The sequence below is a fragment of the Ensifer adhaerens genome (genome assembly GCF_000697965.2).
Lineage (GTDB): Bacteria > Pseudomonadota > Alphaproteobacteria > Rhizobiales > Rhizobiaceae > Ensifer > Ensifer adhaerens.
In genome coordinates this window covers 1,148,311-1,175,266 of sequence record NZ_CP015880.1, presented here as the reverse complement: position 1 = coordinate 1,175,266, position 26,956 = coordinate 1,148,311, and the positions used below count along the sequence as shown (strand labels likewise).

Genomic DNA, 26,956 nt, shown 5'->3' with positions numbered 1-26,956 from the left:
GGGAAATTACTTCTTCTTACCGGCAATCGCCTTCGCCGGACCCTTGCGGGTGCGAGCGTTGGTGTGGGTGCGCTGACCGCGAACCGGCAGGCCACGACGGTGACGCAGGCCGCGGTAGCAGCCGAGGTCCATCAGGCGCTTGATGTTCATCGAGGTCTCGCGACGCAGGTCACCTTCGACCTGGTAGTCGCGGTCGATCGTTTCGCGGATCTGCAGGACTTCAGCGTCCGTCAGCTGATGCACGCGACGATCAGCCGGAATACCGACCTTCTCGATGATTTCCTGTGCGAATTTCGGGCCGATCCCGTGAATGTAGGTCAGCGCAATAACTACGCGCTTTGCCGTCGGGATGTTGACGCCAGCGATACGTGCCACGTCTATTCTCCTTGCGTTCCAGTTGCCATCCGGCAATAGGTGCTTCGTTACGCGACCTCGAAGAGCCGCACGTTGATTGAGGTTCGAGACACGTCAAAAACGACCGTACCCGGACTTCATTTTCTTTGAAGACCGCGCCGACCGCTCTCATGTCGCGAGTTGGCGCTGTCTTTGGCGGAATCGGCCGGAAAAGTCAACTCCCCGGCAGTTCCTTTTCGGCAAAGACCAGTGTCTAAGCCAGAATCTTCTCGATCTCGGCGGTGACGGTGTTCACTTCCGCCATGCCATCAACCGTTCTGAGCTGCCCCGTTCCGGCGTAGTGCTCGGAGAGCGGCGCCGTCTTTTCACGGTACTCGGTCAGCCGGCGCTTGAAGGCTTCCGGATTGTCGTCCGAACGTACAGTGCCGCCGGCTGCGATGGTTTCCGCTACGCGATTCTCCATCCGCTTTACAAGGGCTGCCTCGTCGACCTTGAGCTCGATTACGGCATCGAGCTTCAGACCCTTGCCCTCGAGCATCTTGCCGAGCGCAATCGCCTGCGGAACCGTGCGCGGGTAACCGTCGAGGATGAACCCCTTCGCGCAGTCCGGCTGGTCGATGCGATCCGACACGATTTCGTTGACGATCTCATCGGATACCAGCTGACCGGCATCCATGACCGCCTTCGCACGCTTGCCGACCTCGGTCGCCTGGGCGACGGCCGCCCGCAGCATATCTCCTGTGGAAAGCTGCGGAATGCCGTATCTCTCCGTCAGAAGCTTGGCCTGTGTCCCCTTGCCAGCGCCCGGCGGTCCCAAAAAAATCAGTCTCATCGTCCCCTCTTTCCTCCGCGCAGCTTCGACTTCTTGATCAGCCCCTCATATTGCTGTGCGATGAGGTGGCCCTGGATCTGTGCTACCGTATCAAGGGTGACGCTGACAACAATCAAAAGCGACGTACCACCAAGGTAGAACGGCACGCCGGTCTGAGCGATCAGAACTTCCGGCAGAATGCAGACGAAGATCAGATAGGCCGCACCGATCACGGTGATGCGCGTCAGGACATAATCGATATATTCCGCGGTACGCTCGCCCGGACGAATGCCCGGAATGAAGCCGCCGTGCTTCTTCAGATTGTCGGCCGTGTCCTTCGGATTGAACACGATCGCGGTGTAGAAGAAGGCGAAGAACGCGATCATCGCACCGTAAAGCACCATGTAGAGCGGCTTGCCGTGCGCAAGTGCACCAACCACGGTGGTCGCCCAACCCGGCAGCGTCGCCGTGTTGGCAAAGCCTGCGAGCGTTGCCGGCAGAAGCAGCAGCGACGAGGCGAAGATCGCCGGGATGACGCCCGCGGTGTTGAGCTTCAGCGGCAGGTGCGAGGTGTCGCCCTGGAACATGCGGTTGCCGACCTGGCGCTTCGGATACTGGATCAGAAGCCGCCGCTGCGCACGTTCGACGAACACGATGAGCGCGATGACGCCGACGACCATGACGATGATCGCGAGGATCAGCGGGGTGGACAGAGCGCCGGTGCGGCCGAGTTCGAGCGTGCCGGCGAGCGCCGTCGGCAGATGTGCGACGATACCGGCGAAAATGATCAGCGAGATGCCGTTGCCGATGCCGCGCGAGGTGATCTGTTCACCGAGCCACATCAGGAACATGGTGCCGCCAAGCAGAGAAATGACGGTCGAAACACGGAAGAACCAACCCGGATCGTTGACGAGGCCGTTGCCGCTCTCGAGGCCGACGGCGATGGCGTAAGCCTGCGCCGTGCCAAGAAGCACCGTGCCGTAACGGGTGTACTGGTTGATGATCTTGCGGCCCTGCTCGCCTTCCTTCTTCAGCTGTTCCAGTGCCGGAACGACAGAGGTCATCAGCTGAACGATAATCGAAGCAGAGATATAGGGCATGATGCCGAGCGCGAAGATCGCCATGCGCTCAACTGCACCGCCCGAAAACATGTTGAAGAGGCCGAGGATACCGCCGCTCTGGCCGCGGAATGCCTGGGCAAACGCTTCCGGGTTAAGACCGGGCAGCGGGATATAGGTGCCAAGACGGTAAACCAGAAGCGCACCAAGCGTGAACCAGAGCCGTTTCTTCAGATCTTCCGCCTTGGCGAAAGTCGAGAAATTCAGGTTCGAGGCGAGCTGTTCCGCTGCAGAAGCCATGCAATTCTCCGCGTACCAAATCTCGGAATCAGCGGGAACACCCGGTCCGTTCCGGAAGGACTAACTTTTCGTCTTGAAAACCGGACGCGAGGCGATTGTGTCTGCAATCGGATGCCTCACCGTGGTTTCCGCTATGTCCGCCGCGGCGAGCGATTCGCGCTTGCGGACGTGAGGCTCACATATGGGAGCAAAACCGCCCGGAGTGAAGCACCCCGGGCGGTTCATCAATAATATTATTCAGCAGCCGCAGCGAGCAGCTTGATCGAGCCGCCAGCCTTTTCGATCTTCTCGATCGCCGACTTGGAAGCACCGGCAACTTCGAGCGAAACCTTCGCCTTCAGTTCGCCGTCGGCCAGAACGCGGACGCCGTCCTTTTCGCGACGGATGACGCCGGCAGCCTTGAGGGCAGCTGCGTCAACGGTCTTGGAAGCGTCGAGCTTCTTGGCGTCGATTGCCGTCTGGATACGGCCGAGCGACACGACAACAAACTCCGAAGCGAAGATGTTGTTGAAGCCGCGCTTCGGCAGACGACGGTAGATCGGCATCTGGCCGCCTTCGAAGCCGTTGATGGCGACGCCCGAACGAGCCTTCTGACCCTTCACACCGCGACCGGCGGTCTTGCCGGAGCCCGAGCCGATACCACGGCCAAGACGCTTACGGCTGTGGGTCGAGCCTTCGTTGTCCTTGATTTCATTCAGTTTCATGAGCTTATCCCCCTCACTTCTCGTCGACGACGCGAACGAGGTGCTGGACAGTCCGGATCATGCCGCGGACAGACGGAGTGTCTTCCAGCGTGCGAACCCGGTGCATCTTGTTGAGGCCCAGACCGATCAGCGTCTGACGCTGTACGGCCGGACGGCGAATGGGGCTACCGACCTGCTCGACGGTAACGGTCTTCGCTGCGACTTCTTTCTTAGCCATCTGTCAGCTCCCTTATTCTTCGGAAGCAGCGCCGGAGGAAACACGACGAGCCTGGAGCGTGGCGTACTTCATGCCGCGCTGAGCTGCGATGTCCTTCGGGTGCATCTGGTTCTTGAGGGCGTCGAACGTTGCGCGAACCATGTTGTAGGGGTTCGACGAACCGGTCGACTTGGCAACGACGTCATGAACGCCGAGCGTTTCGAAGACGGCGCGCATCGGGCCACCAGCGATGATACCGGTACCGGCCTTGGCCGAACGCAGCAGCACCTTGCCGGCGCCATGACGGCCGTGAACGTCGTGATGCAGGGTACGACCACCACGCAGCGGGACGAAAATCAGGTCGCGCTTTGCGGCTTCGGTTGCCTTGCGGATGGCTTCCGGCACTTCGCGTGCCTTGCCATGACCGAAGCCAACGCGGCCCTTCTGGTCGCCAACGACGACGAGAGCGGCGAAACCGAAACGACGACCGCCCTTCACCACCTTGGCGACGCGGTTAATTGCTACGAGCTTATCGACAAATTCGCTGTCGCGCTCTTCGCGGTTCTGGCGATCTTCGCGAGAACCCTTTCTTTCCTGTGCCATTGTCCTTTTCCTTTTTCTTTTCCGGGTGCAATCGGCAGATTGACAAAAGTCGCCCCCGTCCGATGGATCGGATGCGACCGGAAACCTATGAGAGTGCCAGGCAGGCGCAACGCCCGCCTGGCGACCGATCAGAAGTTCAGACCACCTTCACGGGCAGCATCGGCCAAAGCCTTGATGCGGCCGTGATAGATGAAGGCGCCACGATCAAAGACAACGTCCTTGACGCCAGCCTTGGCGGCACGCTCAGCGATGAGCTTGCCGACGGCAGCAGCAGCTGCCGTGTCAGCGCCCGTCTTCAACGACGAACGCAGATCGGTATCGAGCGTGGAGGCAGACGCAAGCGTCTTACCGGCCACGTCGTCGATAACCTGTACGTAGATGTTCTTCGACGAGCGATGAACCGACAGGCGCGGACGGCCATTGGCGACCGCCTTGATTTGACGGCGCACGCGGTTGGCGCGACGCACAAGAGTATCTTTCCTGCTAGCCATTTCGCGTGATCCTTACTTCTTCTTGCCTTCTTTGCGGACAATCCGCTCTTCGGCATACTTGACGCCCTTGCCCTTGTAGGGCTCGGGGCCGCGGTATTCGCGGATTTCCGCGGCAACCTGGCCGACCTGCTGCTTGTTGATGCCGGACACGATGATTTCGGTCGGCTTCGGAACAGCAATCGTGATGCCTTCCGGGGTCTGGTAGACGACGTCGTGGCTGAAGCCGAGCGCCAGCTGCAGGTTCTTGCCCTGCAGCGACGCACGATAACCAACGCCGTTGATTTCGAGCTTGCGCTCGTAACCGTCCTTGACGCCCTTGAAGATGTTCTCGATCATCGTGCGGGACATGCCCCACTTCGAACGAGCATCCTTGCTCTGGCTGAGCGGCTGTACAACAACCGCATTTTCTTCGAGCTTTACCGATACTTCGTCGTTTGCAACAAAGAACAGTTCGCCCTTCGGGCCCTTCGCCGTTACCTTCTGGCCATCAACGCTTGCCGTGACGCCTGCCGGAACCTGAACGGGCTTCTTACCGATACGAGACATTTTTATACCTGTCTGTTCGCTATGGAGAACTTGCTACCGTCTTCGATTAGAAGACGGAGCAAAGGATCTCGCCACCAACATTCTGTTCGCGTGCCTGATGATCGGCCATCACGCCCTTCGGGGTCGAAAGGATGGTGATGCCGAGGCCGTTCGCGACCTGCGGAATGGACTTAACCGAGACATAAACTCGGCGGCCCGGCTTGGAGACGCGTCCGATCTCACGGATCACGGAAGCGCCTTCGTAGTACTTCAGTTCGATGTTCAGCTCGGCCTTGCCGTTGCCGAATACGACTTCGGAGTAACCACGGATGTAGCCTTCAGCCTGAAGAACATCCAGAACACGTGCACGGAGCTTCGAAGCCGGCGTGGAAACGCTCGACTTGCGGCGAGCCGCGCCGTTACGGATACGGGTGAGCATATCGCCCAGCGGATCAGTCATTGCCATGTGCCCGTCTCCTTACCAGCTCGACTTGACAATACCCGGCACCTTGCCGAGGTTGCCCAGTTCGCGAAGCGCAATACGCGACATACGAAGTTTACGATAGAAGGCGCGCGGACGGCCGGTAACTTCGCAACGGTTGCGGATGCGGGTCTTGGATCCATCGCGCGGCAGGCCTGCCAGCTTGATGGTTGCCTTGAACCGCTCTTCAATCGGCAGAGACTGGTTCATGATGGTCGCCTTCAGAGCGGCACGCTTTGCAGCCTGCGAGGCAACCAGTTTGCGGCGGCGCTTGTTCTTTTCAACTGCGCTCGTTTTCGCCATTACAGTTATCCTTCTTTACGCTTGTCGTTACGGATTACTGACGGAACGGGAAGTTGAACTCTGTGAGCAGAGCGCGAGCTTCGTCGTCGTTAGTAGCCGTCGTGCAAACGATGATGTCCATGCCCCACATCTGATCAACCTTGTCGTAGTTGATCTCAGGGAACACAATGTGTTCCTTGACGCCCATGGCGAAGTTGCCACGTCCGTCAAAGGACTTCGGATTGAGGCCACGGAAGTCGCGAACGCGCGGAAGCGCAATGTTCACGAGGCGATCCAGGAACTCAAACATCCGAACGCCGCGCAGGGTAACCTTGGCACCGATCGGCATACCTTCGCGAAGCTTGAAGCCTGCGATGGAGTTGCGAGCGCGGGTGATGACCGGCTTCTGACCAGCAATCGCTGCGAGGTCGGCTGCAGCAACGGTCGGCTTCTTGGAGTCGCCCGTCGATTCGCCAACGCCCATGTTGATGACGATCTTGTCGAGGCGCGGGATCTGCATTTCGTTGGCGTAGGAGAACTTCTCCTGCATAGCCGCACGAATACGCTCGACATATTCCTTCTTGAGCCGCGGCTCGTAAGCGGACTTAGCCATCGATCACTACTCCCGAACGCTTGGCCACGCGGACCTTCTTGTCGCCATCGATCTTGAAACCGACGCGGGTCGGCTTGCCGTCCTTCGGATCGGCAATCGCGATGTTCGAAAGATGGATCGAGGCTTCCTTGTTGATGATGCCGGCTTCCTGGCTCTGGGTCTGGCGCTGGTGACGCTTCACCATGTTTACGCCACGCACGACAGCCCGGTCTTCCTTCGGCATTACCTGTACGACTTCGCCGGTACGACCCTTGTCCTTACCGGTGAGAACGACGACTTTGTCGCCTTTGCGAATCTTTTGCATCTCTCAACGCTCCCTTAGAGTACTTCTGGAGCCAGCGAGATGATCTTCATGTGGTTCTTGGCGCGAAGTTCGCGCGGAACCGGTCCGAAGATACGAGTGCCGATCGGCTCTTTCTTGTTATCGATAAGAACGGCTGCGTTGGTGTCAAAGCGGATGACAGAGCCATCCGGACGGCGGATGTCCTTCGCAGTGCGAACGACAACAGCCTTCATGACATCACCCTTCTTTACGCGGCCGCGCGGAATGGCTTCCTTGATCGAAACGACAATGATGTCGCCGACCGACGCATACTTGCGCTTGGAGCCGCCCAGCACCTTGATGCACATGACACGACGTGCGCCGGAATTATCCGCCACGTCGAGGTTTGTTTGCATCTGAATCATGTCAGGTCGCCTTCTTGTTGTTACCAGGCCGGTTGGGTCGAAACCCCCTCGCCCGGCTTATAGTGCTCATCTCAAAGCAAAAGAACGCCCGGAATCGAGCGTTCCCCTGCTTCAATTGCGTGCTTCATACAGGTATTTTCCCAAGACGCAAGGGTCTTGGCGTCAAAACCTGCTGAAATCAAGCGTGGGCGGCGACTACCGTCCAGCGCTTATCCTTCGAGATCGGCGCACATTCCTCGATGGAAACGACGTCACCAACCTTGTACTGGTTGTTTTCGTCATGCGCCTTGTACTTCTTGGAGCGACGGACGGTCTTCTGGAGGATCGGATGCGCAAAGCGGCGCTCGACCCGTACGACGACGGTCTTGTCGTTCTTGTCGCTGACAACAGTGCCCTGCAGAATGCGTTTCGGCATATTTTCTGGTCCTTAGGCCTTGGCTTCTGCCGCCTTCTGGCGGGCAATGGTTTTGACGCGTGCGATGTCCTTGCGGACTTCGTTGATACGCGAAGACTTCTCGAGCTGGCCGGTTGCCTTCTGGAAGCGCAGGTTGAACTGCTCCTTCTTCAGCTTGGCGAGCTCTTCGTTGAGTTGATCGGCGCTCAGGGCGCGAACATCTACGGCTTTCATGAGTTCACTCCTTACTCTGCGATACGCTGCACGAAGCGCGTCTTGACAGAGAGCTTGGCAGCGCCAAGACGAAGTGCCTCACGGGCAAGTTCTTCGCTGACACCATCGATCTCAAACATCATTCGGCCGGGCTTGACCTTGCATGCCCAGTATTCGACCGAACCCTTACCCTTACCCATGCGGACTTCCGTCGGCTTGGCGGTGACCGGAACGTCAGGGAACACACGGATCCAGACGCGGCCGGCGCGCTTCATGTGACGCGTGATCGCGCGGCGGGCCGCTTCGATCTCGCGTGCATTCACGCGGTTGGGTTCCTGAGCCTTAAGGCCGAATTCGCCGAAAGCGAGATCAGATCCGCCCTTGGCTACGCCCTTGATGCGGCCCTTGAACTGCTTGCGATACTTCGTACGCTTTGGCTGCAACATTTTTTTACTTCTCCGATATTGGCTGCCAAACGCGAATGTTACGCGTTTTCACGACGGCGGTCACGATCGCCACGGTCGCGATCACGGCCTGCCGGGCCCTGGTTGTCACTTTCGATCGCGCGACGCTCCGAAGCCATCGGATCATGCTCAAGGATTTCGCCCTTGAAGATCCAGACCTTGATGCCGCAGATACCGAAAGCGGTTTCCGCTTCAGCCGTGCCGTAGTCGATGTCCGCACGCAGCGTGTGCAGCGGAACGCGACCTTCGCGGTACCATTCGGTACGAGCGATTTCGGCGCCACCGAGGCGGCCGGCGCAGGTGATCTTGATGCCTTCGGCGCCAAGACGCATGGCCGACTGAACAGCGCGCTTCATCGCACGGCGGAAAGCCACGCGGCGCTCGAGCTGCTGGGCAATCGACTGAGCGACGAGGGTCGCGTCGACTTCCGGCTTGCGCACTTCAACGATGTTGAGGTGCGTTTCGGAGCTGGTCATCTCGGAAAGCTTCTTGCGGAGCTTCTCGATGTCAGCGCCCTTCTTGCCGATGATCAGGCCCGGACGAGCGGAGTGGATCGTGACGCGGCACTTCTTGTGCGGACGCTCGATTACCACCTTGGCGATGCCGGCAGCCTTCAGTTCTTCCATCAGGTAAGCGCGGATCTTCAGGTCTTCGTGAAGAAGCTGGCCGTACTCGGCGTTGTCCGCGAACCAGCGGCTGTCCCAGGTCCGGTTGATACCGAGACGGAAGCCGATCGGATTAATCTTCTGACCCATTATGCGGCCTCCCCTTTGGCTTCCACTTCACGGACGACGATCGTCAAGTGCGAGAACGGCTTTTCGACACGCGATGCACGGCCGCGACCACGAGCGTGGAAGCGCTTCATGACAATCGACTTGCCAACGTAAGCTTCTGCAACGACGAGCGAATCGACGTCGAGATCGTGGTTGTTCTCCGCGTTTGCGATGGCAGATTCAAGGGTCTTCTTGACCGTCTCTGCAATGCGCTTGCGGGAGAATTCCAGTTCGGCCAGAGCGCGATCGACCTTCTTGCCGCGGATCATCGCGGCAACCAGGTTGAGCTTCTGGGGGCTGACGCGGATCGTGCGCGCAACTGCCTGCGCCTCATTATCCTTCAGCCGGCGTTCGGCTTTTGCCTTGCCCATTGTTACTTCCTCTTTGCCTTCTTGTCCGCACCGTGACCGTAGTAGGTCCGGGTCGGAGAGAATTCACCAAACTTGTGGCCGACCATGTCTTCGTTGACGCTGACCGGGACGTGCTTGCTGCCGTTGTAGACGCCGAAGGTGAGACCGACAAACTGCGGAAGGATCGTGGAGCGACGGCTCCAGATCTTGATCACTTCGTTGCGACCGCCTTCGCGGACCTTCTCAGCCTTCTTGAGAAGATAACCGTCAACGAACGGACCTTTCCATACTGAACGAGTCATTCGAGACTTCCTCTCTTACTTCTTCTTCTGGTGGCGCGAGCGCATGATGAACTTGTCGGTCGACTTGTTCGAGCGCGTACGCTTACCCTTCGTGGGCTTGCCCCACGGGGTAACCGGGTGACGACCACCCGAGGTACGGCCTTCACCACCGCCGTGCGGGTGGTCAACCGGGTTCATGACGACACCGCGAACGTGCGGCTTCTTGCCACGCCAACGCGAACGACCAGCCTTACCGTCATTGATGTTGCCGTGGTCGGGGTTCGACACGGCGCCGATCGAGGCGAGGCAGGAACCATGCACCAGGCGCTGTTCACCAGAGTTCAGGCGAAGGATCGCCATGCCCTGGTCGCGGCCAACGAGCTGTGCGTAGGTACCGGCGGAGCGGGCCATCTGGCCGCCCTTGCCCGGCTTCATTTCCACGTTGTGGATGATGGAGCCGACCGGGATGTACTGCAGCGGCATCGTGTTGCCGGGCTTCACGTCAACGGCCTTTTCCGAAGCGATGACCTTGTCGCCAGCAGCAAGGCGCTGCGGAGCGAGGATGTAGGCCTTTTCGCCGTCGGCGTAGTTGACGAGCGCGATGAACGCGGTGCGGTTCGGGTCGTATTCCAGACGCTCGACCGTGCCTTCAACGTCGAACTTGCGACGCTTGAAGTCCACCAGACGATAGGTGCGCTTGTGACCGCCGCCCTGGAAGCGAACGGTGATGCGACCGAGGTTGTTGCGACCGCCCTTGGAGGACAGGCCCTCGGTCAGCGCCTTTACCGGCTTGCCCTTGTAGAGGCCGGACCGGTCAACGATGACCAGCTGGCGCTGGCTCGGGGTCGTCGGATTGAAACTTTTCAATGCCATTTTCTTGTTCCCTTTTGGGTTTTTACCCTAATGGGCCTATCCGTTAGAGACCGGTGGAGACGTCGATGGACTGACCGTCGGCGAGCGTAATGACCGCCTTCTTCACGTCCTTCTGCTTTCCGGCAAAGCCGCGGAAACGCTTCGTCTTGCCCTTGCGGACCAGCGTGTTCACGGCCGTAACCTTGACGCCGAACAGAGCTTCGACTGCAGCCTTGATTTCAGGCTTCGAAGCGTCCTTGGCGACGTTGAAGACGACCTGGTTCTGTTCGGAAACCAGCGTCGACTTTTCAGTGATCGAGGGGGACACGATCACGTCGTAGTGGCGAAGATCCGTCATTTGAACCGCTCCTCCAGAGCTTCCACGGCAGCCTTGGAAAGCACGAGCTTGCCACGGCGCAGAATGTCGTAAACGTTGATGCCCTGAACCGGCAGAACGTCCACGTTCGGGATGTTCTGGGCTGCGAGCTTGAAGTTGTTCTCGATCTCGGCGCCGCCGATGATGAGAGCGTTGGTGAGACCGAGCGACGCGAATACGCCGGCGAGAGCCTTCGTCTTGGCTTCCTTGGCAACGAGATCGTCGATGACGATGATCTCTTCAGCCTTCAGCTTGGCCGAGAGTGCATGGCGCAGGCCGAGGGCGCGAACCTTCTTCGGCAGGTCATGGGCGTGGCTGCGAACAACCGGGCCATGAGCCTTGCCACCGCCCCGGAACTGCGGAGCACGAGCGGAGTGGTGGCGGGCGCGGCCCGTACCCTTCTGCTTGTACATCTTGGCGCCGGTGCGGGACACTTCAGCGCGGCCCTTGGCCTTGTGCGTGCCCTGCTGCTTCTTGGCGAGCTGCCAGCGAACGACGCGGGCAATGATGTCTTCACGGGGTTCGAGGCCGAAAATGGCGTCAGAAAGAGAAACCTTTCCTGCGTCCTTGCCCTCGAGGGTTTTGACGTTGAGATCCATTATTCGGCTCCCTTACTTCGATGCTTCGGCGCGCACAGCGGCCGGACGCGGAGCGCCTTCCGGGGTGCCCGACTTGATGGCGTCACGAACGACGATCCAGGCACCCTTGGAGCCGGGGACAGCGCCCTTGACCAGGATCAGACCGCGGTCTTCATCGGTCGATACGACTTCGAGGTTCTGAGTGGTGACGCGCGTCTGGCCCATGTGACCAGCCATGCGCTTGCCCTTCCAAACGCGGCCCGGGTCCTGGTTGGAACCGGTAGAACCATGCGAACGGTGCGATACGGAAACGCCGTGCGTTGCACGCAGACCGCCGAAGTTGTGGCGCTTGATGGCGCCGGCAAAGCCCTTACCGATCGTGGTACCGGTGACGTCGACGAGCTGACCGGCGACGAAATGGTTCGCCGTCAGTTCTGCACCGATGTCGATCAGGTTGTCCGCGGAAACGCGGAACTCGACGAGCTTCGCCTTCGGCTCGACGTTGGCAGCAGCAAAGTGGCCGCGCATCGCCTTCGGCGTGTTCTTGACCTTGGAGCGGCCAGCACCGAGCTGGACAGCAACGTAGCCGTTCTTTTCTTCCGTACGCTGGGCTACCACCTGGCAGCTTTCCAGCTTCAAAACTGTAACCGGGATATGCTCACCGGCGTCGTTATAGACGCGGGTCATTCCCACTTTCTGTGCAATCACACCTGAACGCATTGGTTCATTCCTCTTGAGAGTTAGTGACGGAGCGAGCCCCTTCACATCTCTGGTTTAAGGTTTCCTTGAGATCATCCGATCTTGAGGTCGCCCGTTTTTGGAAGCCGTTGGACCGAGGTCCACGTACCTTCCTTGTTTATTAAAGCTTGATTTCCACGTCGACGCCGGCAGCCAGGTCGAGCTTCATCAGCGCGTCAACGGTCTGCGGGGTCGGGTCTACGATATCGAGAAGGCGCTTGTGGGTGCGCATTTCGAACTGTTCACGGCTCTTCTTGTCGACGTGCGGCGAGCGGTTGACCGTAAACTTTTCAATGCGCGTCGGCAGCGGTACGGGACCGCGCACGCTTGCACCGGTACGCTTTGCAGTCGACACGATTTCGCGCGTCGAGGCGTCGAGGATCCGGTGATCAAACGCCTTGAGGCGGATGCGGATGTTCTGGCCGTTCATACGACTTATCCTTGTTCAGGTTACTTGCGGTTTCCGTGGAAAAACACGCAGTGAACTTCGTTTAATTTCGGCCAGTCCGCTAACTTTTCAAAGATCGGAGGGACAGGGTTTCCCCTGCCCCTTCCTATTTGAGCGGCCGTGGCCGGCCTGTCTTTCTGTGAGCGCACAACGTCGAAGCACCGTGCAAATCACGCGTGGGCGCCATTTGCACTATTTCGTCGTCTTCGGCAAGCCGTGCGACCAACTAAATCTTTCGGGGCGGGTATGTCCAAGGCGCATAGCACATGCGCCTTGTGTCTTCCCGCCCTCAGTCTCGTCGATTACTCGACGATCGAGGCAACGATGCCTGCGCCGACGGTACGGCCGCCTTCGCGGATTGCGAAGCGCAGCTTTTCTTCCATCGCGATCGGAACGATCAGCTCAACGGCAACGGTGACGTTGTCGCCCGGCATAACCATTTCCGTGCCTTCCGGCAGCGTCACGATGCCCGTCACGTCCGTCGTGCGGAAGTAGAACTGCGGACGGTAGTTGGTGAAGAACGGCGTATGACGGCCGCCTTCTTCCTTCGTCAGGATGTAGGCTTCAGCCATGAACTTCTTGTGCGGCTTGACCGAACCCGGCTTGCACAGGATCTGGCCACGCTCGACGCCGTCACGGTTAACACCACGGATCAGCGCGCCGATGTTGTCGCCAGCCTGGCCCTGGTCGAGCAGCTTGCGGAACATTTCAACGCCCGTAACCGTCGTCTTCGACGTGTCGCGGATGCCGACGATTTCGACTTCTTCGCCGACCTTGACGATGCCGCGCTCAACGCGACCGGTCACAACCGTACCACGGCCCGAGATCGAGAACACGTCTTCGATCGGCATCAGGAACGGCTGGTCGATCGGACGCTCAGGCGTCGGGATGTAGGCGTCAACAGCTGCCATCAGCTCGCGGATCGCGTCTTCGCCGATCTTCTTGTCCGAATCTTCCAGAGCAGCAAGAGCCGAGCCCTTGATGATCGGAATGTCGTCGCCCGGGAATTCGTAGGACGACAGAAGTTCGCGAACTTCCAGCTCGACGAGCTCGAGAAGCTCGGCGTCGTCAACCTGGTCGACCTTGTTGAGGAACACGACGATTGCCGGAACGCCAACCTGACGAGCGAGCAGGATGTGCTCGCGGGTCTGCGGCATCGGGCCGTCAGCAGCCGAGCAAACCAGGATCGCGCCGTCCATCTGCGCTGCACCGGTGATCATGTTCTTGACGTAGTCGGCGTGGCCGGGGCAGTCAACGTGAGCGTAGTGACGGTTCGGCGTCTCATACTCAACGTGCGCCGTCGAAATCGTGATACCACGGGCCTTTTCTTCCGGAGCAGCGTCGATCTGGTCGTACGCCTTGAACTCGCCGAAGTACTTCGTGATCGCTGCGGTCAGCGACGTCTTGCCATGGTCAACGTGGCCAATCGTGCCAATGTTAACGTGCGGCTTGTTGCGCTCAAATTTGCTCTTTGCCATTTCCGGCTCTCCGTTTTCTATCCCCTACCGGGGAAAACTTTTAACTTCTGTCAGCGTCTTGGTATTCCGGTCACTTCTGACCGGAATACTTCGCCTGGATTTCCTGCGCGACGTTCGACGGAACCGGCGCGTAGTGATCGAAGGTCATCGTGTACTGCGCGCGGCCCTGAGACATGGAGCGCAGGTTGTCGACGTACTTGAACATGTTCGCCAGCGGAACGTTTGCGTTGATCACAACGGCAACGCCACGCGATTCCTGGCCCTGGATCTGGCCACGGCGGGAGTTCAGGTCGCCGATAACGTCGCCGACGTAGTCTTCCGGCGTTACGACTTCGACCTTCATCATCGGCTCGAGAAGCTGTGCACCAGCCTTCTTGGCCGCTTCACGGAAGCAAGCACGCGATGCGATTTCGAAGGCGAGAACCGACGAGTCGACGTCGTGGAATGCACCGTCGATGAGCGTCGCCTTGACGCCGAGCATCGGGAAGCCAGCGAGCGGACCCGAAGACAGAACGCTTTCGATACCCTTCTGAACGCCCGGGATGTATTCCTTCGGAACAGCACCACCGACGATCTTGGATTCGAAGACGAAATCTTCGCCATCCGGGTTCGGTTCGAACACGATCTTGACGCGCGCGAACTGACCGGTACCACCGGACTGCTTCTTGTGCGTGTAGTCTTCTTCGTGCTGACGCGTGATGGTTTCGCGGTAGGCAACCTGCGGAGCACCAACGTTGGCTTCAACCTTGAACTCGCGACGCATACGGTCGACGATGATGTCGAGGTGAAGTTCGCCCATGCCAGCGATGATCGTCTGGCCGGATTCCTGGTCGGTCTTGACGCGGAACGACGGGTCTTCAGCTGCCAGGCGGTTGAGCGCGAGGCCCATCTTTTCCTGGTCGCCCTTGGACTTCGGCTCGATCGCGATCTGGATGACCGGCTCCGGGAATTCCATGCGCTCGAGGATAACCGGCTTCAGCGGATCGCAAAGCGTGTCACCCGTGGTGGTTTCCTTGAGACCGGCAAGAGCAACGATGTCGCCTGCGAAGGCTTCTTCGATGTCTTCACGCGAGTTCGAGTGCATCTGCAGCATACGGCCGACGCGCTCGCGCTTGTCCTTGACCGTGTTCATGACAGACGAGCCCTTTTCGAGCTTGCCCGAATAGATGCGTGCGAAGGTCAGCGAACCGACGAAGGGGTCGTTCATGATCTTGAACGCGAGCATCGAAAGCGGCTCGGCGTCGTCAGCGTGACGCTCGATCTCGGCTTCGGTCTTGGCGTCGATGCCCTTGATCGCCGGAATGTCGAGCGGCGACGGCAGGTAGTCGACAACCGCGTCGAGAAGCGGCTGAACGCCCTTGTTCTTGAACGCGGTACCGCAGAACATCGGGTGGAACTTCACGTCGATGGTGCCGCGGCGAACGAGTTCGCGGATCTTGTCGTTCGAGGGCATGTTGCCTTCGAGGTAGGCTTCCATCGCGGCTTCGTCGATCTCGACAACGGTCTCGATCAGCTTCTCGCGATATTCTTCGGCCTTGTCCTTCATGTCGTCCGGAATCTCGACGACGTCCCACTGGGCGCCGAGCGATTCGTCGCGCCAGACGAGAGCGTTCATCTCGACCAGGTCGATAACACCCTTGAACTCGGTTTCAGCGCCGATCGGCAGCTGCATGACGACGGCGATCGCGCCCAGACGGGTCTTGATCATCTCGACCGAGCGGTAGAAGTCCGCGCCGGTCTTGTCCATCTTGTTGCAGAAGATCATGCGCGGAACGTTGTACTTTTCCGCCTGACGCCAGACGGTTTCCGTCTGCGGCTCAACACCGGCGTTGGCGTCGAGCAGCGCGATGGCGCCGTCGAGAACGCGCAGCGAACGCTCGACTTCGATGGTGAAGTCAACGTGGCCGGGGGTGTCGATGATGTTGAAGCGGCGAGCCTTGCCGTCACGACCCTTCCAGAAGGTGGTCGTCGCAGCAGACGTGATCGTGATGCCGCGTTCCTGTTCCTGCTCCATCCAGTCCATGGTAGCGGCGCCGTCGTGGACTTCGCCGATCTTGTGGGACTTGCCGGTGTAGTAGAGAATGCGCTCGGTCGTCGTGGTCTTGCCGGCGTCGATGTGCGCCATGATACCGAAGTTACGGTAATCTTCGATTTTGTATTCGCGTGCCATAGTGGACTGCCTCTTGAGACGTTCGCGCCAGAATTACCAGCGATAGTGCGAGAACGCACGGTTGGCATCAGCCATCTTGTGCGTGTCTTCGCGCTTCTTCACGGCGCTACCACGGTTGTTCGCTGCGTCCATGAGTTCGCCGCAGAGGCGATCAACCATGGTCGTTTCGTTGCGCTTGCGTGCAGCCGTGATCAGCCAACGGATGGCGAGAGCCTGGCGACGCTCCGGACGAACGTCGACCGGAACCTGGTAGGTTGCACCACCAACGCGACGCGAACGCACTTCAACGTGCGGCGCGATGTTGTCGAGCGCGGAATGGAATACAGCGATCGGCTCCTGCTTCAGCTTGGCCTGAACCGCATCGAACGCACCGTAAACGATGGTTTCAGCGACCGACTTCTTGCCGTGCAGCATGATCGCATTCATGAACTTCGTGACAACCAGATCACCGAACTTCGGATCCGGGTTGATCTCACGCTTTTCTGCTCTATGACGTCTGGACATACTTCTCGTCTCTTCAAACTATTTAGCGCTCTACCACGCGGAGGACCTCGCGCAGCGCCGGGATTTTCAAAACCGAATTACTTCGGACGCTTCGCACCGTACTTCGAACGGCGCTGCTTGCGGTTCTTGACGCCCTGGGTATCGAGAACACCGCGGATGATGTGATAACGAACACCCGGAAGGTCCTTAACGCGGCCGCCACGGATCATCACGACCGAGTGTTCCTGAAGGTTGTGGCCTTCACCCGGAATGTAGCCGATGACTTCGAAGCCGTTCGTCAGACGAATCTTGGCAACCTTACGCAGAGCCGAGTTCGGCTTCTTCGGGGTCGTCGTGTAAACGCGGGTGCAAACGCCACGCTTCTGCGGGTTTTCCTGCAGAGCAGGAACCTTGTTGCGCTTTACCTGTGCCTGACGAGGCTTACGGATCAGCTGGTTTACGGTAGGCATATACCCATCCCTTGCAAAATCTTGTCACATTACCCTTGCGGGCGGATCGTTGCCGTCGCCGGCAGTTTCGAACGCCTCATGAAATGCGCAAAACAAGGGCCGATCCGCCTTTTCCGCAGATGGCCCCAAATAAAGCAGAGGACGCACTATTTCGTGCGTCGTGCGTGCAGCATTGTAGTCGTCAGCGTGCGTTTCGAACCTTGTTTGAGGCGAACTTCAGAACGCGACGTTCCGAACCAGCCAGCCTCACATGGGCTCCGATGCGGCGGGGTGTACTGATTTCAAGGCGAACAGTCAAGGGCAATTAAGAAATATTCCCGGACGCGTTCGCCCGGCATGCCTGAAAAACAAGGCTTTTGCACATGGTTTGGCGCCTGGCGCCCGCCTCATCTGCCCTTCTGTGCCCGGAGTGTCTGACGGGATTAAGGAATCGGCAACCACTTTGTGGGGGTTTTCCACGATGATCGACTCGCTCTCAACGGAAGCGTCCGCGCGGCATTGCATTTCCATCGCGCTGATTCAAAAAGGAAGCTAAGGTCGCACCAAACCCATTCGAAAGGAAACAAAATGGCCGTCACCCCAGACAACGACAATGCCCCGGACGAGCCGATGGTGTTCATCATCATCGGCAAGGCCTACGAGACCGACGGCGACGAGGACGGCGTGGACATTCACGTAATGCTGAAGGCGCCCGACGACGATACCGCGGTACGCGAAGCGCTCAACGCGCTTGCAGAAGAAGGTTTTCTCGAGGCCGACCTGGACCAGATCGGCACATTGACCGACGTTCCGAGCGAAGAGCCGCACGCGTCCGCCTATCAGGGTGCGCTCGAAGGCGAAGTCGCGATCATCCGCTTCAGCTGAGACGCTGCAAGACCGCCCATCGCACCAGCTCCCAAGACCGTATTTGCAAAAGAAGAAGCCGCCGAGATCGCTCTCGGCGGCTTCTTATTTTGTGAGGTTGGAGGGCGAACACGCCCTCCCCCATTATTCGGCTGCCGCGTTCTCGCTTGCGAGATCGGCGAGCATCGGCGTTGCCACGTCTGCACCGGTGCCGCGACGACGCTCTTCCAGGATCATTTCGTCGCGCGCGGTTGCGATGCGACGGATCTGGGTCATCGTGCCGCCGGTACCGGCCGGGATCAGACGGCCGACGATGACGTTTTCCTTCAGACCCTGCAGGCCGTCGGTCTTGCCGGCGATTGCGGCTTCCGTCAGGACCTTCGTGGTCTCCTGGAACGACGCTGCCGAGATGAACGACGGCGTCTGCAGCGAGGCCTTGGTGATGCCGAGCAGGACCGGATCGCCGTAAGCCGGCTTCTTGCCCTGTTCGATCAGGCCGTCATTGACGTCTTCGAGCTCGATGCGATCGACGTTGTCGCCGACGATGTAGGTCGAGTCACCGGCGTCGGTGATTTCAACCTTCTGCAGCATCTGACGGACGATCACCTCGATGTGCTTGTCGTTGATGACAACGCCCTGCAGTCGGTAGACTTCCTGGATTTCGTTGACCAGGTAGGAAGCAAGTGCTTCCACGCCCTTGATCGCCAGGATGTCGTGCGGCGCCGGGTTGCCGTCGAGGATGTAGTCGCCCTTTTCGATGTAGTCGCCATCCTGAAGATGGAAGGGCTTGCCCTTCGGGATCAGGTATTCGACCGGCTCGACACCGTCTTCCGCCGGCTCGATCAGAACGCGACGCTTGTTCTTGTAGTCGCGGCCGAAGCGGATCGTACCATCGATCTCAGCGATGATGGCGTGATCCTTCGGACGACGTGCTTCGAACAGTTCGGCAACGCGCGGCAGACCACCGGTGATGTCCTTGGTCTTGGCGCTTTCGAGCGGCGAACGTGCAAGCACGTCACCCTGCGAAACCTTCGTGCCCGGTTCGACCGACAGAATGGCGTCAACCGAAAGCATGAAGCGGGCGTCGCCACCACGCGACAGCTTCATGACTGCGCCGTTCTTGTCCTTGATGACGATCGCCGGCTTCAGGTCCGTACCGCGCGGCGTCGAACGCCAATCGATAACCTGACGCTTGGTGATGCCGGTGGACTCGTCGGTCGCTTCCAGAACCGAGATGCCGTCGACGACGTCTTCGAAGTGAACGGTACCTTCCACTTCCGTCATCATCGGACGGGTGTAGGGGTCCCATTCGGCGAGACGCTGACCGCGCTTCACCTTGTCGCCGTCGTCGACGAGGATCTTCGAACCGTAGGCAACGCGCTGCGAGGACCGCTCGACGCCACGTTCATCCAGGATCTGGACGGCCATGTTACGACCCATGGCGACGAGAACGCCGTCAGAGTTGCGCAGCATGTTGCGGTTCTTGATCTGAACCGTACCTTCGTAGGACGCTTCGAGGAACGACTGGTCAACCACGGTCGCCGTACCACCCAAGTGGAAGGTACGCATGGTGAGCTGGGTGCCCGGTTCACCGATCGACTGTGCGGCGATAACGCCAACCGCTTCGCCCATGTTGACCGGCGTACCACGAGCCAGGTCGCGGCCGTAGCAGACGCCGCAAACGCCCGTCTGGATTTCGCAGGTCAGCGCCGAGCGGATGCGGATCGACTGAATACCAGCCTTCTCGATCTCGATGACATCCGGTTCAAGGATCATCCGGCCGGCGTCGACGATGCGAGCGCCCGTGACCGGGTGATCGATGTCGTCCAAAGCCGTACGACCGAGAATACGAGCGCCAAGCGAAGCCACGACCTGACCGGCATCGACGATCGCCGTCATGGTGAGGCCCTTGTCGGTGCCGCAATCGACGGAGTTGACGATGCAATCCTGCGCGACGTCGACGAGACGGCGGGTCAGGTAACCGGAGTTCGCGGTTTTCAAGGCAGTGTCTGCCAGACCCTTACGGGCACCGTGGGTCGAGTTGAAGTACTCGTTAACGGTCAGGCCTTCCTTGAAGTTCGAGATGATTGGCGTCTCGATGATTTCGCCCGACGGCTTGGCCATGAGGCCACGCATACCGCCCAGCTGGCGCATCTGGTTCGGAGAACCACGAGCACCCGAGTGCGACATCATGTAGATCGAGTTCATCGGCTTCTGGCGACCATTGTCGTCGAACTCGACCGCCTTGATGCGGGCCATCATTTCTTCGGCGACCTTTTCCGTCGCCTTGCCCCAGGCGTCGACAACCTTGTTGTACTTTTCGCCTTGGGTGATGAGGCCGTCATTGTACTGCTGCTCGTATTCCTTCACGAGCGCTTCAGTGTCGCCGACGATCTTCACCTTGGTGTCCGGGATGACCATGTCGTCCTTGCCGAACGAAATGCCGGCGCGGCAGGCATGGGCGAAGCCGAGCTGCATGATGCGGTCGCAGAAGATGACCGTGTCCTTCTGGCCGCAATGACGGTAGACCGTGTCGATCATCTTGGAGATGTTCTTCTTGGTCATTTCCTGGTTGCAGGTATCGAACGGCACGTTGACGTTGCGCGGCAGCAGCTCGCCGATGATCATGCGGCCAGGCGTGGTTTCATAGATCTTCGAAACCGGGTTGCCCTCGGCGTCGACGGTCTTGAAGCGGCCACGGATCTTGGCGTGCAGCGTCACGGCCTTGGTTTCGAGCGCGTGGTGCAACTCGCCCATGTCCGAGAACGCCATGCCTTCGCCCGGCTCGTTCTGGTTCAGGATCGACAAGTAGTAGAGACCGAGAACCATGTCCTGCGACGGAACGATGATCGGCGCGCCGTTTGCCGGGTGCAGAATGTTGTTGGTCGACATCATCAGCACGCGGGCTTCGAGCTGAGCTTCGAGCGACAGCGGCACGTGAACGGCCATCTGGTCACCGTCGAAGTCGGCGTTGAAGGCCGTGCAGACGAGCGGGTGCAGCTGGATCGCCTTGCCTTCGACCAGGGTCGGTTCGAAGGCCTGGATGCCCAGGCGGTGCAGCGTCGGCGCACGGTTCAGGAGAACCGGGTGCTCGCGGATGACCTCGTCGAGGATATCCCAGACTTCCGGCTTTTCCTTTTCGACGAGCTTCTTTGCCTGCTTGACGGTGGACGAGAAGCCCTTGGCGTCAAGACGCGCGTAGATGAACGGCTTGAACAGCTCGAGCGCCATCTTCTTCGGCAGGCCGCACTGGTGCAGCTTCAGCTCCGGGCCGGTCACGATGACCGAACGGCCGGAATAGTCGACGCGCTTGCCGAGCAGGTTCTGACGGAAGCGGCCCTGCTTGCCCTTGAGCATGTCGGACAGCGACTTCAGCGGACGCTTGTTGGCGCCGGTGATGACGCGGCCACGACGGCCGTTGTCGAACAACGCATCGACAGATTCCTGCAGCATGCGCTTTTCGTTGCGGATGATGATGCCCGGGGCGCGCAGTTCGATCAGGCGCTTCAGACGGTTGTTACGGTTGATGACGCGGCGATAGAGATCGTTCAGATCCGAGGTCGCGAAACGGCCGCCGTCGAGCGGCACGAGCGGACGCAGATCCGGGGGGATCACCGGAACGACCTTCATGATCATCCATTCCGGGCGGTTGCCGGAATCCATGAAGTTCTCGACGATCTTCAGCCGCTTCATCAGCTTCTTCTGCTTCAGATCCGAGGTCGTCTCAGCGAGCTCGGCGCGCAGGTCGCCGGCGATCTTTTCCAGGTTCATTGAAGCGAGCATTTCGTAGATCGCTTCGGCGCCGATCATGGCGGTGAACTGGTCTTCGCCGAACTCGTCGACGGCGAGCATGTAGTCTTCTTCGCTGAGGAGCTGGTTTTCCTTCAGCGACGTCAGACCCGGCTCGGTGACGATGTAGTTTTCGAAGTACAGAACGCGCTCGACATCCTTCAGCGTCATGTCGAGCAGCGTCGAAATGCGGCTCGGCAGCGACTTCAGGAACCAGATGTGGGCAACGGGAGCGGCGAGCTCGATGTGGCCCATGCGCTCACGGCGAACGCGCGACAACGTCACTTCGACGCCGCACTTTTCGCAGATGATGCCCTTGTACTTCATGCGCTTGTACTTGCCGCACAGGCACTCGTAGTCCTTGATCGGTCCAAAGATGCGCGCGCAGAACAGACCGTCGCGTTCCGGCTTGAACGTGCGGTAGTTGATCGTCTCCGGCTTCTTGATCTCACCGTAAGACCAGGAAAGAATCTTCTCCGGCGAGGCGATCGAAATCCGAATGGAATCGAAGGTCTGTGCAGGCACCTGCGGATTGAAAAGATTCATGACCTCTTGGTTCATGCCTGTCTCCTTTACGGGCTTTACGCCCTGAGCTTGGCGAGGGTGCCGACAAATCCCGGGCGCCGGCCCCTGCCCCATAAACAGCTAAAACCGCATTGGCTGCGGCTTCGTTCCTGCCGGAGACGTCAGCGTCTCCCGGCGGAAACGGTGCGCGCCGCATGAGCGGCACGCACCTTGGGTCTCTTTACTCGGCTGCGTCGGGCAACTGCGCCGCGCCAGCCTCGTCGACCTTCGAGTTTTCGAGCTCGACCGAAAGGCCCAGCGAGCGCATTTCCTTGACGAGAACGTTGAAGCTCTCCGGAATGCCCGCTTCGAAGGTATCGTCGCCACGGACGATCGCTTCGTAGACCTTCGTACGACCGGCAACGTCGTCCGACTTGACCGTCAGCATTTCCTGCAGGGTGTAGGCGGCGCCGTACGCTTCGAGCGCCCAGACCTCCATTTCCCCGAAGCGCTGACCGCCGAACTGCGCCTTACCACCGAGCGGCTGCTGGGTGACGAGCGAGTACGGACCGATCGAACGGGCGTGGATCTTGTCGTCGACCAGGTGGTTGAGCTTCAACATGTAGATGTAGCCCACGGTCACCTGGCGGTCGAACTGATCGCCGGTACGGCCGTCATAGAGCGTCGACTGACCGGTCACCTTCAGACCTGCCTGCTCCAGCATCTCGTTGACGTCGGCTTCGACAGCACCGTCGAAGACCGGCGTTGCGATCGAAACGCCGCGACGGGTCTGCTCGGCCAGGCGCACGATCGACTCGTCGTCGTACTGCTTGATCGGCTCACCCTTCGGGCCCGACCCGATGACGCTGTCGATGGTGTCGCGCAGCGGCTGGATATCGGCACCTGCCTTGTAGGCGTCGAGCATCGCGCCGATCTTCTGACCCATGCCGGCGCAAGCCCAGCCAAGGTGGGTTTCGAGGATCTGGCCGACGTTCATGCGCGAAGGCACGCCGAGCGGGTTCAGAACGACGTCGACATGCGTGCCGTCTTCCAGGAACGGCATGTCTTCGATCGGTACGATACGCGACACAACGCCCTTGTTGCCGTGACGGCCGGCCATCTTGTCACCCGGCTGGATCTTGCGCTTCACAGCGACGAAGACCTTGACCATCTTCATGACGCCCGGAGGCATTTCGTCGCCGCGCTGGACCTTCTCGACCTTGTCCATGAAGCGCTGTTCGAGGCGCGACTTGGATTCGTCGTACTGGGCGCGCAGAGCTTCGATCTCGCCCTGAGCCTTTTCGTCTTCGACGGCGAACATCCACCACTGCGAGCGGGGGTATTCGCTGACGACGAGGTTCGAAAGCTCGGTGCCCTTCTTGAAGCCCTTCGGGCCGGCAACGGCCGTGTGGCCACGCAGCATGTCGACGAGACGGGCGTAGACGTTGCGGTCCAGGATCGCCTGTTCGTCGTCGCGGTCCTTGGCGAGGCGTTCGATTTCCTCGCGCTCGATCGCCATCGCGCGCTCGTCCTTCTCAACGCCGTGGCGGTTGAAGACGCGAACTTCGACGACGGTACCGAAGGTGCCCGGGGGCATGCGCATCGAGGTGTCGCGAACGTCGGAGGCCTTTTCACCGAAGATGGCGCGCAGAAGCTTTTCTTCCGGCGTCATCGGGCTTTCGCCCTTCGGCGTGATCTTGCCGACGAGGATGTCACCCGGCTGAACCTCTGCACCGATATAAACGATACCGGCTTCGTCAAGGTTGCGCAGCGCTTCTTCCGAAACGTTCGGAATGTCGCGGGTGATTTCTTCCGGACCCAGCTTGGTGTCACGCGCCATCACTTCGAATTCTTCGATGTGGATGGAGGTGAACACGTCGTCGCGCACGATCCGCTCGGAGAGCAGGATCGAGTCTTCGTAGTTGTAGCCGTTCCACGGCATGAACGCGACGAGCGCGTTGCGGCCGAGAGCCAGGTCACCGAGGTCGGTCGACGGACCGTCAGCGATGATGTCACCCTTGTTCAGGATGTCACCGACGGTGACCAGCGGGCGCTGGTTGACGCAGGTGTTCTGGTTCGAGCGCTGGAACTTCTGCAGACGGTAGATATCGACGCCCGACTTCGACGGATCGAGGTCTTCGGTGGCGCGGATAACGATACGCGTCGCGTCAACCTGGTCGACGACACCGCCACGACGGGCTGCAATAGCAGCGCCGGAGTCACGGGCAACGACCGGCTCCATGCCGGTACCGACGAACGGTGCTTCGGCGCGCAGCAGCGGCACGGCCTGACGCTGCATGTTCGAGCCCATCAGTGCGCGGTTGGCGTCGTCGTTCTCGAGGAACGGGATGAGCGCCGCTGCGACCGAAACGAGCTGCTTCGGCGAAACGTCCATCAGGTTGATGTTGTCGCGCGGCGCCAGCATAACTTCGCCGGCGTGACGGCAAACAACGAACTCTTCAGCGAACGAGCCATCGTTCTCGAGAACCGAGTTTGCCTGGGCAACGTGGTACTTCGCCTCTTCCATTGCGGAGAGATAGACGACGTCGTTCGTCACCTTGCCGTCAACGATCTTGCGGTACGGGCTTTCGATGAAGCCGTACTTGTTGACGCGGGCAAAGGTTGCAAGCGAGTTGATCAGACCGATGTTCGGGCCTTCCGGCGTTTCGATCGGGCAAATACGGCCGTAGTGGGTCGGGTGAACGTCGCGGACTTCGAAGCCGGCGCGCTCGCGGGTCAGACCACCCGGGCCAAGAGCCGAAAGACGGCGCTTGTGGGTGATTTCCGAAAGCGGGTTCACCTGGTCCATGAACTGCGACAGCTGCGAGGAGCCGAAGAACTCGCGAACGGCGGCCGCAGCCGGCTTCGCGTTGATCAGGTCCTGCGGCATGACCGTGTCGATTTCGATCGAGGACATGCGTTCCTTGATCGCGCGCTCCATGCGGAGCAGGCCGAGACGGTACTGGTTCTCCATGAGCTCGCCGACCGAACGAACACGGCGGTTGCCGAGGTTGTCGATGTCGTCGATCTCGCCCTTGCCGTCACGCAGCTCGACGAGCATCTTGACGACAGCCAGGATGTCTTCCTTGCGCAGGATGCGCACGGTGTCGGCAACTTCGAGGTCGAGACGCATGTTCATCTTGACGCGACCGACGGCCGAAAGGTCGTAGCGCTCGGCATCGAAGAACAGCGTGTTGAACATGGCTTCCGCGGAATCCATGGTCGGCGGTTCACCCGGACGCATGACGCGGTAGATGTCGAACAGGGCGTCCTGACGGTTCTCGTTCTTGTCTACGGTCAGCGTGTTGCGGATGTAGGCGCCTACATTGATGTGGTCGATGTCGAGAACCGGGATCTCGTCGAAACCAGCCGAGAGGATGACCGGAAGGGTCTTCTCGTCGATTTCGTCGCCGGCTTCGAGATAGATCTCGCCGGTGCTGTAGTTGACGACGTCTTCGGCAAGGTAGTTGCCGTAGAGGTCATCATTGGTCGCCTTGAGCGCCTTCAGGCCCTTTTCCTGCAGCTGGCGCAGCAGACGCGGGGTCAGCTTCTTGCCAGCTTCGACAACGACTTCGCCGGTGTCGGCGTCGACCATCTCGGTGATGGCCTTCTGGCCCTTAAGGGCGTCCGGCTGGAACGGCACGCGCCAGCCTTCGCCGTCGCGCTGGTAGAGCGACTTCGTGTAGAAGGTGTCGAGGATTTCCTCGCCGTCCATTCCGAGCGCCATCAGCAGCGACGTCACCGGAATCTTGCGGCGACGGTCGATACGGGCATGAACGATATCCTTGGCATCGAACTCGATGTCGAGCCAGGAACCGCGGTAAGGAATGACACGGGCCGCAAACAGCAGCTTGCCCGACGAGTGGCTCTTGCCCTTGTCGTGGTCGAAGAACACGCCCGGCGAACGGTGCATCTGCGAAACGATGACGCGCTCGGTGCCGTTGACGATGAAGGTACCGTTGTCGGTCATGAGCGGCATGTCGCCCATGTAGACGTTCTGTTCCTTGATGTCCTTGATCGACTTCGCGCCGGTATCCTCGTCGATATCGAACACGATGAGGCGCAGCGTCACCTTGAGCGGCGCTGCGTAGGTCAGATCGCGCTGACGGCATTCTTCGACGTCGAACTTCGGCGGCTCGAATTCGTACGAAACGAATTCAAGCATCGATGCGCCCGAGAAGTCCTTGATCGGGAAAACGGACTTGAAAACAGCTTGGAGCCCTTCATCAGGGCGACCGCCCTTGGGCTCTTCAACCATCAGAAACTGGTCGTAGGATGCCTTTTGAACCTCGATGAGGTTCGGCATTTCTGCGACTTCTGGAATTTTACCAAAAAACTTGCGTACGCGCCTGCGACCGTTAAACGAAAGGGTCTGAGCCATCGTCGCTCCTTGTCAATCTTGCATCCGGGCCTGCAACGGACGGGAACCGATGGCCAGTCGACCCCGTCAATCAATGAGTAGTTCAATCTCGTCCAACCAACGAAAAACGCTCAGCGCGGATTGCTGTGCTGCCTTCCGTTCGAGACCATCCTCTTGAAGAACCCATTACCCAAAAGCCGTTTTTCGACAGGCTTTTGGGTAATATGTTCTAAAAACGGTCAAAGAGAGGCGGCCTGAAAAGGCCACCTCCCCTTGCATGTAGCCGA

Annotated in this window: 31 protein-coding genes; 1 reads left to right on the top strand and 30 read right to left on the bottom strand. The window is 59.6% G+C overall.

The features are described 5' to 3' along the window. Positions 1–6: 6 nt before the first annotated feature. The 28 genes from rpsM to rpsL form a co-directional block, all read right to left on the bottom strand. Positions 7–375, bottom strand: coding sequence for a 30S ribosomal protein S13 (rpsM, locus tag FA04_RS05615; protein ID WP_034795586.1), 369 nt, complete (start codon positions 373–375; stop codon positions 7–9). Between the two features lie 232 nt (positions 376–607). Next, positions 608–1,186, bottom strand: a complete 579-nt coding sequence (locus FA04_RS05610) for an adenylate kinase (RefSeq protein WP_034795582.1) — start codon at positions 1,184–1,186, stop codon at positions 608–610. Then, on the bottom strand, positions 1,183–2,523 hold the full coding sequence (gene secY / locus FA04_RS05605; protein ID WP_034795578.1) for a preprotein translocase subunit SecY: 1,341 nt from the start codon (positions 2,521–2,523) through the stop codon (positions 1,183–1,185). Before secY ends, FA04_RS05610 begins: the two co-directional genes overlap by 4 nt. Before the next feature lie 233 nt (positions 2,524–2,756). Beyond that, positions 2,757–3,227, bottom strand: coding sequence for a 50S ribosomal protein L15 (rplO, locus tag FA04_RS05600; RefSeq protein ID WP_034795576.1), 471 nt, complete (start codon positions 3,225–3,227; stop codon positions 2,757–2,759). 13 nt (positions 3,228–3,240) lie between these two features. Next, the gene (gene rpmD, locus FA04_RS05595) at positions 3,241–3,444 is read right to left on the bottom strand and encodes a 50S ribosomal protein L30 (protein WP_034795572.1); all 204 of its coding nucleotides are present in this window, start codon (positions 3,442–3,444) and stop codon (positions 3,241–3,243) included. Positions 3,445–3,456: 12 nt separating this feature from the next. Next, positions 3,457–4,026 carry a 30S ribosomal protein S5 gene (gene rpsE, locus FA04_RS05590; protein ID WP_034795569.1) on the bottom strand — a complete coding sequence of 190 codons (570 nt, stop codon included), beginning with the start codon at positions 4,024–4,026 and terminating at the stop codon, positions 3,457–3,459. Positions 4,027–4,154: 128 nt separating this feature from the next. Next, positions 4,155–4,517 (bottom strand): 50S ribosomal protein L18, encoded by a 363-nt coding sequence (gene rplR / locus FA04_RS05585; protein ID WP_034795567.1) that lies wholly within the window; start codon positions 4,515–4,517, stop codon positions 4,155–4,157. Between the two features lie 12 nt (positions 4,518–4,529). Continuing rightward, positions 4,530–5,063 carry a 50S ribosomal protein L6 gene (gene rplF, locus FA04_RS05580; protein ID WP_034795564.1) on the bottom strand — a complete coding sequence of 178 codons (534 nt, stop codon included), beginning with the start codon at positions 5,061–5,063 and terminating at the stop codon, positions 4,530–4,532. Between the two features lie 46 nt (positions 5,064–5,109). After that, positions 5,110–5,508, bottom strand: coding sequence for a 30S ribosomal protein S8 (gene rpsH, locus FA04_RS05575; RefSeq protein ID WP_025426677.1), 399 nt, complete (start codon positions 5,506–5,508; stop codon positions 5,110–5,112). A 12-nt stretch (positions 5,509–5,520) separates the two neighbouring features. Then, positions 5,521–5,826, bottom strand: coding sequence for a 30S ribosomal protein S14 (gene rpsN / locus FA04_RS05570; protein WP_034795562.1), 306 nt, complete (start codon positions 5,824–5,826; stop codon positions 5,521–5,523). A gap of 34 nt (positions 5,827–5,860) precedes the next feature. Further along, positions 5,861–6,418 carry a 50S ribosomal protein L5 gene (rplE, locus tag FA04_RS05565; RefSeq protein WP_034795552.1) on the bottom strand — a complete coding sequence of 186 codons (558 nt, stop codon included), beginning with the start codon at positions 6,416–6,418 and terminating at the stop codon, positions 5,861–5,863. Beyond that, positions 6,411–6,722 carry a 50S ribosomal protein L24 gene (gene rplX, locus FA04_RS05560; protein WP_025426674.1) on the bottom strand — a complete coding sequence of 104 codons (312 nt, stop codon included), beginning with the start codon at positions 6,720–6,722 and terminating at the stop codon, positions 6,411–6,413. Before rplX ends, rplE begins: the two co-directional genes overlap by 8 nt. A 14-nt stretch (positions 6,723–6,736) precedes the next feature. Then, positions 6,737–7,105, bottom strand: coding sequence for a 50S ribosomal protein L14 (gene rplN / locus FA04_RS05555; RefSeq protein ID WP_034795548.1), 369 nt, complete (start codon positions 7,103–7,105; stop codon positions 6,737–6,739). A 178-nt stretch (positions 7,106–7,283) separates the two neighbouring features. Further along, complete coding sequence (rpsQ, locus tag FA04_RS05550; RefSeq protein ID WP_034795546.1) at positions 7,284–7,520, bottom strand: 30S ribosomal protein S17; 237 nt, start codon at positions 7,518–7,520, stop codon at positions 7,284–7,286. A gap of 12 nt (positions 7,521–7,532) precedes the next feature. Beyond that, positions 7,533–7,733, bottom strand: coding sequence for a 50S ribosomal protein L29 (gene rpmC, locus FA04_RS05545; RefSeq protein ID WP_034795543.1), 201 nt, complete (start codon positions 7,731–7,733; stop codon positions 7,533–7,535). An 11-nt stretch (positions 7,734–7,744) separates the two neighbouring features. Further along, complete coding sequence (gene rplP / locus FA04_RS05540; RefSeq protein WP_011975175.1) at positions 7,745–8,158, bottom strand: 50S ribosomal protein L16; 414 nt, start codon at positions 8,156–8,158, stop codon at positions 7,745–7,747. A gap of 38 nt (positions 8,159–8,196) precedes the next feature. Further along, positions 8,197–8,931, bottom strand: coding sequence for a 30S ribosomal protein S3 (gene rpsC / locus FA04_RS05535; RefSeq protein WP_034795537.1), 735 nt, complete (start codon positions 8,929–8,931; stop codon positions 8,197–8,199). Further along, positions 8,931–9,320, bottom strand: coding sequence for a 50S ribosomal protein L22 (gene rplV, locus FA04_RS05530; RefSeq protein WP_034795534.1), 390 nt, complete (start codon positions 9,318–9,320; stop codon positions 8,931–8,933). The genes rpsC and rplV overlap by 1 nt, the downstream gene beginning before the upstream one ends. Positions 9,321–9,322: 2 nt before the next feature. Next, positions 9,323–9,601, bottom strand: a complete 279-nt coding sequence (gene rpsS / locus FA04_RS05525; RefSeq protein ID WP_018239488.1) for a 30S ribosomal protein S19 — start codon at positions 9,599–9,601, stop codon at positions 9,323–9,325. A 15-nt stretch (positions 9,602–9,616) separates the two neighbouring features. Further along, positions 9,617–10,453, bottom strand: coding sequence for a 50S ribosomal protein L2 (rplB, locus tag FA04_RS05520; RefSeq protein ID WP_034795526.1), 837 nt, complete (start codon positions 10,451–10,453; stop codon positions 9,617–9,619). 43 nt (positions 10,454–10,496) lie between these two features. Beyond that, the gene (locus FA04_RS05515) at positions 10,497–10,790 is read right to left on the bottom strand and encodes a 50S ribosomal protein L23 (RefSeq protein WP_034795524.1); all 294 of its coding nucleotides are present in this window, start codon (positions 10,788–10,790) and stop codon (positions 10,497–10,499) included. Continuing rightward, a complete protein-coding gene (gene rplD / locus FA04_RS05510) occupies positions 10,787–11,407 on the bottom strand; it encodes a 50S ribosomal protein L4 (RefSeq protein ID WP_034795521.1) in 621 nt (206 codons plus the stop codon). The genes FA04_RS05515 and rplD overlap by 4 nt, the downstream gene beginning before the upstream one ends. Positions 11,408–11,419: 12 nt before the next feature. Continuing rightward, positions 11,420–12,106 carry a 50S ribosomal protein L3 gene (gene rplC, locus FA04_RS05505; protein ID WP_034795518.1) on the bottom strand — a complete coding sequence of 229 codons (687 nt, stop codon included), beginning with the start codon at positions 12,104–12,106 and terminating at the stop codon, positions 11,420–11,422. A gap of 139 nt (positions 12,107–12,245) precedes the next feature. After that, positions 12,246–12,554: a 30S ribosomal protein S10 gene (rpsJ, locus tag FA04_RS05500; RefSeq protein WP_003507767.1), complete on the bottom strand. Its 309-nt coding sequence runs from the start codon at positions 12,552–12,554 to the stop codon at positions 12,246–12,248. Positions 12,555–12,874: 320 nt separating this feature from the next. Beyond that, positions 12,875–14,050, bottom strand: a complete 1,176-nt coding sequence (tuf, locus tag FA04_RS05495; protein WP_034795467.1) for an elongation factor Tu — start codon at positions 14,048–14,050, stop codon at positions 12,875–12,877. A gap of 70 nt (positions 14,051–14,120) precedes the next feature. Next, positions 14,121–16,220 (bottom strand): elongation factor G, encoded by a 2,100-nt coding sequence (gene fusA / locus FA04_RS05490; RefSeq protein WP_034795515.1) that lies wholly within the window; start codon positions 16,218–16,220, stop codon positions 14,121–14,123. Positions 16,221–16,253: 33 nt separating this feature from the next. Further along, positions 16,254–16,724, bottom strand: coding sequence for a 30S ribosomal protein S7 (rpsG, locus tag FA04_RS05485; RefSeq protein WP_034795512.1), 471 nt, complete (start codon positions 16,722–16,724; stop codon positions 16,254–16,256). A 77-nt stretch (positions 16,725–16,801) separates the two neighbouring features. Continuing rightward, the gene (rpsL, locus tag FA04_RS05480; RefSeq protein ID WP_003507760.1) at positions 16,802–17,173 is read right to left on the bottom strand and encodes a 30S ribosomal protein S12; all 372 of its coding nucleotides are present in this window, start codon (positions 17,171–17,173) and stop codon (positions 16,802–16,804) included. 567 nt (positions 17,174–17,740) lie between these two features. Here rpsL and FA04_RS05475 point away from each other — a divergent pair. Beyond that, entirely contained in the window at positions 17,741–18,037 is a 297-nt protein-coding gene (locus FA04_RS05475) for a hypothetical protein (RefSeq protein WP_034795498.1), read from the top strand. Between the two features lie 123 nt (positions 18,038–18,160). Here FA04_RS05475 and rpoC read toward each other — a convergent pair whose 3' ends face one another. Further along, complete coding sequence (gene rpoC / locus FA04_RS05470; RefSeq protein ID WP_034795495.1) at positions 18,161–22,366, bottom strand: DNA-directed RNA polymerase subunit beta'; 4,206 nt, start codon at positions 22,364–22,366, stop codon at positions 18,161–18,163. A 184-nt stretch (positions 22,367–22,550) separates the two neighbouring features. After that, positions 22,551–26,690 (bottom strand): DNA-directed RNA polymerase subunit beta, encoded by a 4,140-nt coding sequence (rpoB, locus tag FA04_RS05465; protein ID WP_034795492.1) that lies wholly within the window; start codon positions 26,688–26,690, stop codon positions 22,551–22,553. Positions 26,691–26,956: the final 266 nt, after the last annotated feature.

Coding starts and splice junctions, on each gene's coding strand:
- FA04_RS05610 (WP_034795582.1), bottom strand. CDS start 1,186: ATGAGACTGATTTTTTTGGGACCGCCGGGCGCTGGCAAGGGGACACAG.
- secY (WP_034795578.1), bottom strand. CDS start 2,523: ATGGCTTCTGCAGCGGAACAGCTCGCCTCGAACCTGAATTTCTCGACT.
- rplO (WP_034795576.1), bottom strand. CDS start 3,227: ATGAAACTGAATGAAATCAAGGACAACGAAGGCTCGACCCACAGCCGT.
- rpmD (WP_034795572.1), bottom strand. CDS start 3,444: ATGGCTAAGAAAGAAGTCGCAGCGAAGACCGTTACCGTCGAGCAGGTC.
- rpsE (WP_034795569.1), bottom strand. CDS start 4,026: ATGGCACAGGAAAGAAAGGGTTCTCGCGAAGATCGCCAGAACCGCGAA.
- rplR (WP_034795567.1), bottom strand. CDS start 4,517: ATGGCTAGCAGGAAAGATACTCTTGTGCGTCGCGCCAACCGCGTGCGC.
- rplF (WP_034795564.1), bottom strand. CDS start 5,063: ATGTCTCGTATCGGTAAGAAGCCCGTTCAGGTTCCGGCAGGCGTCACG.
- rpsH (WP_025426677.1), bottom strand. CDS start 5,508: ATGGCAATGACTGATCCGCTGGGCGATATGCTCACCCGTATCCGTAAC.
- rpsN (WP_034795562.1), bottom strand. CDS start 5,826: ATGGCGAAAACGAGCGCAGTTGAAAAGAACAAGCGCCGCCGCAAACTG.
- rplE (WP_034795552.1), bottom strand. CDS start 6,418: ATGGCTAAGTCCGCTTACGAGCCGCGGCTCAAGAAGGAATATGTCGAG.
- rplX (WP_025426674.1), bottom strand. CDS start 6,722: ATGCAAAAGATTCGCAAAGGCGACAAAGTCGTCGTTCTCACCGGTAAG.
- rplN (WP_034795548.1), bottom strand. CDS start 7,105: ATGATTCAGATGCAAACAAACCTCGACGTGGCGGATAATTCCGGCGCA.
- rpsQ (WP_034795546.1), bottom strand. CDS start 7,520: ATGCCGAAACGCATTCTGCAGGGCACTGTTGTCAGCGACAAGAACGAC.
- rpmC (WP_034795543.1), bottom strand. CDS start 7,733: ATGAAAGCCGTAGATGTTCGCGCCCTGAGCGCCGATCAACTCAACGAA.
- rplP (WP_011975175.1), bottom strand. CDS start 8,158: ATGTTGCAGCCAAAGCGTACGAAGTATCGCAAGCAGTTCAAGGGCCGC.
- rpsC (WP_034795537.1), bottom strand. CDS start 8,931: ATGGGTCAGAAGATTAATCCGATCGGCTTCCGTCTCGGTATCAACCGG.
- rplV (WP_034795534.1), bottom strand. CDS start 9,320: ATGGGCAAGGCAAAAGCCGAACGCCGGCTGAAGGATAATGAGGCGCAG.
- rpsS (WP_018239488.1), bottom strand. CDS start 9,601: ATGACTCGTTCAGTATGGAAAGGTCCGTTCGTTGACGGTTATCTTCTC.
- rplB (WP_034795526.1), bottom strand. CDS start 10,453: ATGGCATTGAAAAGTTTCAATCCGACGACCCCGAGCCAGCGCCAGCTG.
- FA04_RS05515 (WP_034795524.1), bottom strand. CDS start 10,790: ATGACGGATCTTCGCCACTACGACGTGATCGTGTCCCCCTCGATCACT.
- rplD (WP_034795521.1), bottom strand. CDS start 11,407: ATGGATCTCAACGTCAAAACCCTCGAGGGCAAGGACGCAGGAAAGGTT.
- rplC (WP_034795518.1), bottom strand. CDS start 12,106: ATGCGTTCAGGTGTGATTGCACAGAAAGTGGGAATGACCCGCGTCTAT.
- rpsJ (WP_003507767.1), bottom strand. CDS start 12,554: ATGAACGGCCAGAACATCCGCATCCGCCTCAAGGCGTTTGATCACCGG.
- tuf (WP_034795467.1), bottom strand. CDS start 14,050: ATGGCAAAGAGCAAATTTGAGCGCAACAAGCCGCACGTTAACATTGGC.
- fusA (WP_034795515.1), bottom strand. CDS start 16,220: ATGGCACGCGAATACAAAATCGAAGATTACCGTAACTTCGGTATCATG.
- rpsG (WP_034795512.1), bottom strand. CDS start 16,724: ATGTCCAGACGTCATAGAGCAGAAAAGCGTGAGATCAACCCGGATCCG.
- rpsL (WP_003507760.1), bottom strand. CDS start 17,173: ATGCCTACCGTAAACCAGCTGATCCGTAAGCCTCGTCAGGCACAGGTA.
- FA04_RS05475 (WP_034795498.1), top strand. CDS start 17,741: ATGGCCGTCACCCCAGACAACGACAATGCCCCGGACGAGCCGATGGTG.
- rpoC (WP_034795495.1), bottom strand. CDS start 22,366: ATGAACCAAGAGGTCATGAATCTTTTCAATCCGCAGGTGCCTGCACAG.
- rpoB (WP_034795492.1), bottom strand. CDS start 26,690: ATGGCTCAGACCCTTTCGTTTAACGGTCGCAGGCGCGTACGCAAGTTT.